The organism is Paenibacillus sp. SYP-B3998 (assembly GCF_010820665.1).
Lineage (GTDB): Bacteria > Bacillota > Bacilli > Paenibacillales > NBRC-103111 > Paenibacillus_E.
In genome coordinates this window covers 262,323-273,362 of record NZ_JAAIKC010000007.1, presented here as the reverse complement: position 1 = coordinate 273,362, position 11,040 = coordinate 262,323, and the positions used below count along the sequence as shown (strand labels likewise).

The window sequence follows — 11,040 nt, the reverse complement described above, 5'->3', positions numbered from 1 at the left end:
CTTGCATGTATTAGGCACGCCGCCAGCGTTCGTCCTGAGCCAGGATCAAACTCTCCATAATAGTTAAACCTATTTGAAAGCTTAATTGCTCATTTGCGTTGCTAGCGAGATTTGCATCTCTTTTTTGGTCGATTGCTCGACCGTGCTTCTTTCACTCGTTGTTCAGTTTTCAAAGATCAATTTCTTTCGTTTTAATCCTTCGCCCCTCAAAGGCGACCTGATTAATGTACCACATTTGCCTATTCGATTGCAAGAACTTTTTTTGTTTCTTTACTTTCTTTTGTTCTGCCTCCGAAGCGACAAGGAGTAATATATCAAAATCGAAATAGGAATGCAAGCTTTTTTTAATAATTAAAAAAGAGGCTATGAAATGCTTCCACAGCCTCTTTTTCATATACTCATATTATCCTTGGCTTCCAATGTAGATATAACGTGCTAGAACTAGAACCGCTAGCACCCACATCCACCAGTGAATGGGATAACGCGTTTGACTTTTGCCGCTTAAGTTAGATGCTGAAGCAAGCACGACATAAGTAACGATTCCAAAGGAAATCCCATTTGTAATATTATAGGTGAAAGGCATTAAACGATAGTAAGGAATGCAGGGATCGCGAGAACGAAGTCTTGGAAATCAATCTCTTTAATCGATTGCACCATTAATACACCAACTACAATAAGAGCTGCTGCTGTTGCGGAACCAGGAATCAGCATAGCAATTGGCGCCAAGAACAGAGCAAGCAAGAAACATACCCCTGTAATAACTGTTGTTAAGTCCGTACGGCCACCTTCTGCTACAACCGCTGCACTTTCTACGAAAGCAGTGACTGTGCTCGTCCCAACCAACGCACCACCGCTCACGCCAATAGCGTCTGCGAACATGGCTTTACCTACACGTTTATTGCCCTCTTCTTTGTTCTTCATAATTCCTGCGCGACTCGCTGTTCCAACCATCGTTCCAAACGTATCGAAAAGCTCAACAAAGGTAAAAGTTGCAATAACAGAAATAATTCCTGTATTCATTGTTCCTGCAAAGTCAAAATCAGCAAACTTAAGCTTCGTCATATCCGGAATCCAAGTTGTGTCCGAGCTCGTAAGGGAACCCAGATTGACAAGTCCCATGAAGTAATCGACAACAGTAGTCATCAAAATTCCGATCAAGATCGCACCACGAATGCGCAGTACCATAAAGATGGAAATTAATAAAATTTCGATTAACGTCAGGATCACGCCTTTGTCCTGAAAGGATCCCAGATGAAAAATAGTTTCAAAAGAAAGGACCTCTGTGTATTTATGTGCGGCAATATCTTTGGAGCTTTCCACTGCGACACTTAAAATACCGCTGTTCTTAAAGCCAATCATCGCGATAAACAAACCTATACCTACGGTAATTGCATGTTTCAAGCTGTCAGGAACCGCGACAAGCAGCATCTGACGGATTTTCGTAAAAGTCAGAATCAAGAAAATAATTCATGAAATGAAGACGGCCGTTAATGCCTTGGAGAAAGTAAACTTGCCTTGCGAAGATAAAATAATTGTTGCGAAATAAGCATTTAAGCCCATACCAGGCGCAAGTGCAACAGGAAAGTTAACAAACAACCCCATAGCTATTGTCATTACACCCGCTGCAATAGCTGTAGCCAAGAAAATAGATGTCCAGTCAACGCCAGTTGCCCCTGATTTAAAGGCACTATGAACATCCGGATTCACTGCCAGAATGTAAGCCATCGTCATGAATGTAGTGATACCGGCCATGATTTCTGTTCTTACAGTTGTACCGTTTTGTTTCAACTTAAAAAAAACGATCCATCGACTTATTCCCCCTAAAGTTTCGCCAGAAAGCTAGCTTCGTAAGCAAATCCCTCTATGTCGGAACAGAAAAAAACCGAAATCCTCTAACTTGATTCCGGGTACGAAAAAGGAGCTATCCATATGAGAGCTGCCTTTGACGTGCAGATGCAAAAAGAAATGCTCATACGGATTCCGTTCCTTTTTTTTCGTAGCCAGATCATTTGCAGGTGATCTCGTAGAAACTCTCAGGCCAATTCCCAAGATTATACGAAAAACTGTTATCCATTTCACATTTCAGTTCAACAAAAAAACCGAACATTTCTAGGAATTATCCCCCTAGATGTTCGGTTTTAGAGTTTAGCTATTTTATTCCCACTCGATGGTAGCTGGTGGTTTAGAAGTTACGTCGTAGACAATCCGATTCACATTCTCTACTTCGTTAACGATACGAACGGAAATTTTCTCAAGCACATCCCAAGGAATACGCGCCCAGTCCGCTGTCATGCCGTCGATCGAAGTTACCGCACGAATACCAACGGTATATGAGTAAGTTCTCGCATCGCCCATAACGCCAACACTTTTCATGCCTGGAAGCGCGGTAAAGTACTGCCAGATCTCGCGATCCAAGCCAGCTTTAGCAATCTCTTCACGCAGGATAGCGTCGGATTCACGAACGATGTGCAGCTTGTCTTCAGTTACTTCACCCAGAACACGAATCGCAAGACCTGGACCTGGGAAAGGCTGTCTCCAAACGATTGCCCCCGGAAGGCCACATTCCTCGCCGACTTTACGCACTTCGTCTTTGAACAATGTCTTGAGCGGTTCAACAAGCTTGAATTTCATATCTTCTGGCAGTCCACCAACATTATGATGGGATTTAATGGTTTGCGCCGTAGCCGTCCCACTCTCTACGATATCTGTATACAGCGTCCCTTGCGCCAAGAACGTGAAGTCATCAAACTTGCTGGACTCTTCTTCAAACACACGGATGAATTCAGTCCCGATGATTTTACGTTTTTGCTCAGGATCATCCACTCCTGCCAAATTGCCAAGAAAACGATCACGCGCGTCAATTTTAACAACTTTCATGTCAAATTTACCGACAAAGGTTTCCATGACGCTTTCGCCTTCGCCTTTGCGCAGCAAACCATGGTCGATAAACATACAAGTCAATTGATCACCAATCGCTTTATGCAAAAGAATAGCAACAACGGATGAATCAACGCCACCGCTCAGTGCACAAAGCACTTTCTTGTCGCCTACTTCTTCACGAATTTCCCTGATCGTGTCTTCGATAAAGGATTCCATCGTCCAATCGCCTTCACAACCGCAAACGCCGTATACGAAGTTATGAATCATTTCATTCCCTTGCACAGAGTGACGAACCTCAGGATGGAATTGTACGGCATGGATGTTTTTCTCACGATGGCTCATCGCCGCAATCGGCAGGGATTCCGTACTAGCTTCCAGCACGAAGCCCTCAGGCAATGCGGAAACGTGGTCGCCGTGACTCATCCATACGACTTGCTTAGGGTCGAGTCCCTTGACTAGCGGACTTTCGTTCGTGAATGCCAGCTCTGCTTTACCATATTCACGCGTATGCGCGCGTTCTACTTTTCCGTTCAACTGATGGGCAATCAACTGCATGCCATAGCAAATCCCTAAGATCGGGATACCTAATTCTAAAATCCCAGCGTCAACAGCTGGAGCGCCTTCGCCATATACGCTTGCTGGACCGCCAGAAAATACAATCCCCTTTGGTTGAAGCTCACGGATTTTATCCACCGTCGTATTAAAAGGCAGCAGCTCGCTATAAACACCTAAATCACGAATACGTCTTGCAATAAGTTGATTATATTGTCCTCCAAAATCTAAAACGACAATTAGTTCACTCGGTTTACTCATTATCCGACCTCCTAGTTTCATAGCGATAATGCTTGTCGCTTATCACTATTTATAGCTACTAATTTTAAACATTACCTACCTAAGATGTAAAGGCCCTTGAAGGAAAGGATTTTGAAGCAGACTTAAAATAACCATAATCAGCGCCATAGCTCGTTCTTATTTTTGGGAACCTTGTATGGATTGAATAGCCCCCCATACAGCGGCAATGTCACGTTTGGAGTAGGCAGGCCGACCCGGAGTATCGTATCGAATGCTTTCATACATGAGCGCAAACTCAAGCAGCGCTTCCTTTTGAGCCATGTTCTTAATCTGTAAAGCCATCACATATTCTCGCACGGTTTGATGCGCGGATTTGGCCCCATACTTGTGAAACATTTGTAACCATAAACGATCCATATGCCGCACTTCAGGTCGGGAGCCGCTGAGACGAACATCATAACTTAGAAAGAGGAGCTTTATTTTGCCTCTGAATGCAAGAAACAAACCTGTTAGAAGAATGGTTAACGCAGCAATAATTAGTAGATGTTTCCTATAAGTTTGCACAAAATTGATAAACTCATTCTTGATCATTTGTAACCATTCCATCGGATCTGTTGCCAGACTTTTTCTGGTTGATGTCATAGCTAGGGAAGCTGTCATTGTGGGACGTTCCGCTTGCGCATTTTGAAACGCAGCTCTCGCCTGCTCGGAGTCAAGGCTTGAAAAGCCCGGAGTTGGCTCAAATGGAACCCAGCCCGTGGAAGGAAAATACACCTCTACCCACGAGTGTGCATCTTGATTGCTCACCCTTACCTCTTGCAAATGATCTTCCGTTGTTGCCAGAAGGGTTCCCGGCGCATATCCTTTCACCCAACGAGCAGGAACGCCGACAGAACGAAGCAGTACGACCATCGAGGTTGAAAAATGATCACAGTAGCCCACTCGATCTACAAACAAGAAATGGCTAACAAAATCTTCATTGCGAGTAGGACGCGTTGGCTTATCCAAACTATAGCTATAACTGCTGCGCAAATATTGCTCTATAGCAACAGCCTTCGCGTATGGATTGGGATAGTTAGTCGTCACCTGTTGAGCTAATGCACGGACGGTTCGCGGCAAATTGGCAGGAAGCTGCAAATACGTATCTCTTACAGATATCGGGTAACTGCTGGAATCCGCTCCTAGCGCAGCAGGATCTTCAAACACGGATTGTATCGTTATTTTGTAAAAAGAAAGTGGATCGCTGATTTCAGGTACTGACACTTTATCATTACCATTATTGCGGATAACAATTTCTGGAGAAAGGGACTTGCCTTTCTCTGTCAAAATGGCATCCACACGAAGAAGCGCCCCCCCATAAAATAACTGTTTAGTGGAAGATTCAGGGCTCCAGAGCACTTCTTGCGTGATTGTCGGAGCAGAAGCTAGCGAATCGCGTGGGACAAAGGACTGTCCCGTTTGCTCAGTCTGCGTCCATCCCTTACCGTTGTAGAAGCTTTTGGATTCGCCTCTCCAGTACGTTAGCTTCGAAGTTTTGGCTGTGAATACTAACGTGTTGTCTGATTGAAGCGGACCACCCAACAAGGAATCGTCATGACCATAGCCCGATCTTGCCGCGCTGGTCTGAAGTCCGGCATCCTCATTGTAAAGTTCAAACATACGATCGGTTAAATAGGCCCAGCTTACGGGCTTCATCAAAGGCGTCGGAGCAGCTTGGATCGCTGAGTACCAGCCTGCTCCAGCCATTACCCCCACAACGGTTATCGCAGCCAAAAGCCATTGAAAAGCACCCGCGGGTCGGATATTCGCAAAGCCATAGAATTGCTGAATTCGCGAGAGATTAAGTATGGATGCTAACAATAAACCATAGCATAGCGTGCGTATAATCCCATATACGGTATCTGTGCCTAGCACAAGCTGCAAACAAACGAGATAAGCGAGTGTAGCCCCTACGAACCAAAGACTGTGCTGCCTCTGAAGCATGAGTGCTTGGACAACGGAGATAAGGAGCGACCAGCCGAACAGGAACAACAAAGTGCGTGTCTCCCCGCTTATGTTGTCAAACTTCGCTTGGAGCACATGCCCAGCATCCTGCGAAATGAGTCTTATAAAATCAATGACCCATGAGCCGCTCAGGAAAGCATTGCGATCAAACATGAAGCCAATGAAGAATAAGATGATCATGCTTTTCGCGACCCAGCCCCATATATAGGGAACTTTGAAACAGTCTATCGCAATGGACAGCGCGAATACGACTAAAAAAGGTTGAATGCGATAAACTTCAGATACATCTGCCATAGCGGGTAGAGGACGTAACCATTCGATTAAGAGAAAAAAAAGCAGTATGGAGATCAGAACATCACGAAACATGGAATCCCCTGATCGAACTTCGGAACGGAAATCGTTCGTTCTAGAGCGTGTTGCACTCGCTTGACGAGATGGCTCTGGAACTTGGGAAGTTATACCGGCTCGAAACTGCTTGTTAGGGTATGCTTGTGATTCGCCGGAAGCAGCGATTTGATGACGGGAGGGTTCAGGCTGTCGCATCGATCACACCTCCTTGCTTCGGCCACTGACGCGAGGGATGCGGCACTTCCGTGAAGCTGCAGCCCAGCGCCTGCAGCTGCGAAGCCCCCTCTCGGTCTGCGACCGAGAGGGAAGGCCGGGCGTGCACGTAAATTACGTGCACGGATCGCCGCCTGCTGCGCGCTTCTGCAATGGCGCGCAGCAGGGGCACGTCCAGCGTCGATGTGATACATAGCATCGACGCATCCGGCGGCAAGGCCGCAGCCTCTTTCCTGACGAGATCAGGAAAGGAAAGGCCGGGCTTGCCGCCCACGCTCGCGAGGACTTCATACGCGAGCGTGAGATCAGGGCGAATCGAGGGCGCGATTCGCCTTACCCCGCTGGAGCTGCTAGCGAAGCCGCAGCTCTCGCGCCCGCGAGCGGCGGCTTCGAAGAAGCCAGCCGCAAGGGCGACGCCCTTCTCCAGCAGCGGCTGAGCCGCTTCTGCTGGGGCGGCCGCAGGCGTCACATCGAGCAGCAGCATCCGCTTCGCGGAGGCTGCTTGCTCGGGGTCCTTCGTCATCAGCCGCCCCAGCTTGGCTGATGATTTCCAGTGGATGCGGTGATACGAATCACCGCTGACATAAGCACGGACTCCGCCAACTAGCGAAGTCGCTGCCTGAGGTACGCCTGCAGCAGGCTTATCACCATCCTCTGCACGCAGCGTCATCACCGATCGATCCAATGCGTCAGGTTTCGGATAGACCATGCACCTTTGTTGACCATCACAAAAAGCCTTCTTCACAGCGAAACCAAATAAATCTCCCGTTACAACCTCAAGTCCAGCGAAACGATAGCTGCCTCGCATTAATTCCGTAATCCGGTAACGAATAAAAACCGAAGAGCGGAACCATGGAAATAGCAGCTTTCTGTGGCTTAATTTATTGCCTGTCGCCTCATGCAACCATGTTTCCTTCGCGATAAGCCAAGGCAACGGTAATAGAGAACGATGCGTTATCTGCAGCGTAACGATCAATTCCTCCCCGGCAATGCCTACAGTCTGCGATAATGTCCGCTCCACGCCCAAACCTCTTAACGCACACATATATACGAATCCGGCTTGCACTAAAATAAACAAAAAACAATCCAATAAAAACCAAGAAGCAAACCCACCTTGTGTAATCGCTAAAACGAAAGAAAGCAGACATCCTACCGTCAAGAGCAACGATTTTCCCCAGCTTCTCATCAACATCCCCCCTACTTCGACGAAGAAGAGTAACGAAGAACGGGTGTTTGTAGCGAAGAAAGCAGGCCAATCAAAATCGCTTCTGCGGACTTCCCCGTCATTCGAGCTTCGGAGGTTAGCATCAACCGATGTGCCCATACTGGAAGTACATAATCCTTAATGTCGTCAGGTACAACAAAAGTTCTGCCTCTCATATACGCCGATGATTGCGCGGCTCGCATAAGCGCGTACGATGCCCTTGGACTTACTCCCAAATACAAATCAGGATGCTGTCTCGTCGTTAATGCAGCGCGAACAATGAATTCTTTCAACGTTTCGTCAACGTGAACCCTCGCCGCTTCTCTTTGCAGTTCAACAAACTCATCTTGTACAATTACAGGCTTGAGATATTCCAAGGGTTGCCGATCCTGCAAGCGGTCCAACATCTGAATCTCTTGTTCCATGGTCGGATAACCGATTGTCAATCTCATAAGGAAGCGGTCCATCTGCGCTTCGGGCAGCGCATAAGTGCCTTCATAATCTGCCGGATTCTGAGTAGCCAACAGCAAAAAAGGCTTCGGTAGTTCATAACCGATACCATCTATCGTCACCCGCTTCTCCTCCATCGCTTCCAAGAAGGCCGCTTGCGTCTTCGGCGATGTTCGGTTACATTCATCCGCTAGTACGATAGGAGTCATTAGCGGCCCCGGTCTAAATTCGAATTCTCCTGACTTTGCATTGTACACCGATACACCTGTGACATCAGATGGGAGCAAATCAGGTGTACATTGAATTCTCTTAAACTCACAACCAATCGTTCTCGCAAGGGCGCGCACCAGCATGGTTTTCCCAACTCCGGGAACATCCTCTAGCAGCAGATGTCCACCGCTCAGCATGGCTACAAAAGCCTTCTCTATTGTTTCTCTTTTTCCAACGATAACCTTCTCGACGTTCATGATCATCCGTTCTACAAGAGGCTGCGGCTGATCGAAGATTCGGGCTTTCGACTGCATAGGCAAGAAGCCTCCTTCATCAGGGTATGCTTCTAGTTTTTCCAGTCCCCTACTCTTTTAGACATTAAAAGTTTGCAGCAAATAGAGAGTTTTTCAGAAAACTACTATTCTCATTCCACCCGTAAAATTGACGAAACGCTAGCGACACTTCTCTTTTGCCTGGTTCAATCAACGATTGAGTGATTCGCCCTCCAAGTAAATCTATCGTTTTCTGCAAAGGAACGATGATCGTGCCTTCTTGCAGACTCATATCCGCTAACCAATAGGTATCCACCACATTCCCAAACGTATAAAGACGCAGGCTTCTTGTGGATAACTCATACTCAACATCATATACCCCATAGTGAGCTCTAGCCGTCTTCGTTGCTTCTTCCCAACGCACTTGACCTCCCATCTTCTCTATAAGAACGCGAAGAGATAGTTCAATTTGATTCCCCCGTACTTCGTATTGCGTCGATTCGAGGGTAAACTCGCTACCTGCGCTCACATGAATTTGCAGTGGGACACCAGAAACAGACGAAAGAATTTGAGCGGACTCCTCTTGAACCACCTTGGTTTGATTCACCAATCGCTGAATAGCATCCTGGGGTTCATTCTTAATTGGCCCATGCGCTAATACGTATTGGCGCGTTTCTTTAAGCATCGTTTGAAAATGAGACAAACTCATGTTCCTTGACCATTTTGACTTGCCCACGGGGAATTGCTTTGGCTTCACTTCTGTTGTTAGTGGAGCAAACGAATAACCTAGCTTTTTATAATAGTGAATAATTTGCGGCAGCGCCTCTACGGAAGATTCATGCCCTGAGCCATCATGGAACAGCAAGGTGATTTCATGCTCTAACGGCGTGCTTTTAATCGTTTGAATCATTTCATTTACAGGCACATGCGGCCTTTTGGAATCGCCGCTATCAACGTTCCAATCTACTACTGTGTAGCCAGCTTGCTCTAACAAGTAATAATAATAAGCATCGAAATTCGTATAGGTGCCACCTGGCGCCCGTACCAATTGCGGTCTGACACCTGCTATATCAGAGAACACCTCTTCCGTCCTTTGAATTTGATCCCAGAAATTTTGAAAATCACTATAAAGATCTTTATATACATGATTAAAAGAATGATTGCCTAATGCGTGACCGCTATTAACGATTCTTTTGACTACATTCGGGTACGCCTTCGCTTCCTCGCCAAGGGCAAAAAATGTAGCCTTCACATCTTCTTTTTCCAAAATATCCAATACTTGATCCGTCAGCTTGCTAGGCCCGTCATCAAACGTTAAGTAAACGGTAGGCTGCTCTGGCTTCAAATAACTTTTTTCTTGGATGGAGCGCTTTCCGGATTTAAGTAATTGATAGATTTCCTGACCATCTTGAATGGAGCTCCCTTCCCCCTCGGCTGCTTGTACGGGGAAAACAGAGAATCCCAAAAAAACTACTAACAATGCGGCCATCGTAAGTTGAATTCGTTTCTGCATGTTGTGTAGACGTTGTGGATTCAAACGCATGCAATGATCCCTCCGGTTTGTTCTATCATTTTGAACTGCTGATAGATTATATGGGAGGAAGTTCAATAGTATGTCTGATGGTTTAGGTCTAACCAGGAGGAATTTATCCGGGGCTTGATATAAGACCTACGAAACTTATAAGCAATAAAGCAGCAAGTAAAAGAATCACTATTCTTGCTCCTTGAAAGAAAACAATTTGCGTACATATAGCAATTAACAAAACGCAGATACCCATTCCTACCGTATTAAAGAAACCATTCACACGACCAATGAGATGATTCGGTACCATTTCCATAAGGATGGTATTGCGTGCTACACGACTACCCGCATTTCCCCATCCATTCAATGTTTTGAATAGAAGGAAAATACTGACGAAAGGAAACGAATAAAAGAAAGAGTAGAATCGTAGACGCCAAAGTCGCATATCCATAGACTTCATCTCCACCAGATCGATTAACCAAAAGCCATGGAACACCAATCATCGTAATCCCTGAACCAATGGAAGAGAGCATATTCGCTATCATAAGAAAAGCCATTCTACGGTCTTTAAGCATTGTCCACATGGTAATCATTCCTTTCGCAAAAAAAGAGCAGCCCTCGATGGCCACTCTCAAATTACAGCAGATCTTTTACTTGTATTTCAACCTAATGCCGACACGACATCTAAAACAGACTGCACGTGATTCTTCACTCTCACATTACTCCATTCCTGCGCAATCATACCTTCCTCATCAATCAGAAAAGTTGATCGCACGATCCCCATATATTCGCGGCCATAAAGCTTCTTTAAAGCCCAGACGCCGAACTTCTCGGCAACCTGATGGTCGGAATCTGAAAGCAATAAAAATGGAAACCCGTGCTTAACGATAAATTTATCGTGCGCTTTAAGATCATCGGGACTAATCCCAATGACTTCTACACCAAATTCGGCGAATTTCCCATTATAATCGCGAAAATCGCAGGACTCCTGCGTACAAGCAGGCGTATGATCTTTTGGATAAAAATAAATCACGAGCTTCTTGCCTTGGTAGTCTCGCAAGGAAACGTTACTTCCGCTCGATGCGGGCAACGTAAAATCGGGTGCGACTCGTCTCGTCGTATCAGGTGTCATGGTTGTTCTCTCC

7 protein-coding genes, 1 rRNA gene, 1 pseudogene and 1 riboswitch are annotated in these 11,040 nt (G+C 46.1%); all 9 genes and pseudogenes read right to left on the bottom strand.

Features of this window, described 5'->3' with window-relative positions:
- Positions 1–61: ribosomal RNA gene (locus GK047_RS19060) — 16S ribosomal RNA — on the bottom strand; the annotation flags it as partial.
- 342 nt (positions 62–403) lie between these two features.
- Positions 404–1,752: pseudogene (locus GK047_RS19055) on the bottom strand (NCS2 family permease).
- Positions 1,753–1,977: 225 nt separating this feature from the next.
- A riboswitch (purine riboswitch) is annotated at positions 1,978–2,079 on the bottom strand.
- Between the two features lie 75 nt (positions 2,080–2,154).
- Entirely contained in the window at positions 2,155–3,693 is a 1,539-nt protein-coding gene (gene guaA / locus GK047_RS19050; RefSeq protein ID WP_163950286.1) for a glutamine-hydrolyzing GMP synthase, read from the bottom strand.
- A gap of 156 nt (positions 3,694–3,849) precedes the next feature.
- The gene (locus tag GK047_RS19045) at positions 3,850–6,219 is read right to left on the bottom strand and encodes a transglutaminase TgpA family protein (RefSeq protein ID WP_163950283.1); all 2,370 of its coding nucleotides are present in this window, start codon (positions 6,217–6,219) and stop codon (positions 3,850–3,852) included.
- Positions 6,206–7,423: a DUF58 domain-containing protein gene (locus GK047_RS19040; RefSeq protein ID WP_163950280.1), complete on the bottom strand. Its 1,218-nt coding sequence runs from the start codon at positions 7,421–7,423 to the stop codon at positions 6,206–6,208. Before GK047_RS19040 ends, GK047_RS19045 begins: the two co-directional genes overlap by 14 nt.
- Before the next feature lie 11 nt (positions 7,424–7,434).
- On the bottom strand, positions 7,435–8,415 hold the full coding sequence (locus tag GK047_RS19035; protein ID WP_163950277.1) for an AAA family ATPase: 981 nt from the start codon (positions 8,413–8,415) through the stop codon (positions 7,435–7,437).
- A gap of 64 nt (positions 8,416–8,479) precedes the next feature.
- Positions 8,480–9,916: a polysaccharide deacetylase family protein gene (locus GK047_RS19030; RefSeq protein WP_163950275.1), complete on the bottom strand. Its 1,437-nt coding sequence runs from the start codon at positions 9,914–9,916 to the stop codon at positions 8,480–8,482.
- Positions 9,917–10,236: 320 nt separating this feature from the next.
- Positions 10,237–10,479 (bottom strand): hypothetical protein, encoded by a 243-nt coding sequence (locus tag GK047_RS19025; protein ID WP_163950272.1) that lies wholly within the window; start codon positions 10,477–10,479, stop codon positions 10,237–10,239.
- Between the two features lie 77 nt (positions 10,480–10,556).
- Entirely contained in the window at positions 10,557–11,027 is a 471-nt protein-coding gene (bcp, locus tag GK047_RS19020) for a thioredoxin-dependent thiol peroxidase (protein ID WP_163950269.1), read from the bottom strand.
- Between the last annotated feature and the right edge of the window lie 13 nt (positions 11,028–11,040).

Excerpts from the sequence above, each read along its gene's own strand:
- GK047_RS19025 (WP_163950272.1), bottom strand. The coding sequence starts at position 10,479 with ATGTGGACAATGCTTAAAGACCGTAGAATGGCTTTTCTTATGATAGCG.
- GK047_RS19040 (WP_163950280.1), bottom strand. The coding sequence starts at position 7,423 with ATGAGAAGCTGGGGAAAATCGTTGCTCTTGACGGTAGGATGTCTGCTT.
- GK047_RS19030 (WP_163950275.1), bottom strand. The coding sequence starts at position 9,916 with ATGCGTTTGAATCCACAACGTCTACACAACATGCAGAAACGAATTCAA.
- GK047_RS19035 (WP_163950277.1), bottom strand. The coding sequence starts at position 8,415 with ATGCAGTCGAAAGCCCGAATCTTCGATCAGCCGCAGCCTCTTGTAGAA.
- guaA (WP_163950286.1), bottom strand. The coding sequence starts at position 3,693 with ATGAGTAAACCGAGTGAACTAATTGTCGTTTTAGATTTTGGAGGACAA.
- bcp (WP_163950269.1), bottom strand. The coding sequence starts at position 11,027 with ATGACACCTGATACGACGAGACGAGTCGCACCCGATTTTACGTTGCCC.
- GK047_RS19045 (WP_163950283.1), bottom strand. The coding sequence starts at position 6,219 with ATGCGACAGCCTGAACCCTCCCGTCATCAAATCGCTGCTTCCGGCGAA.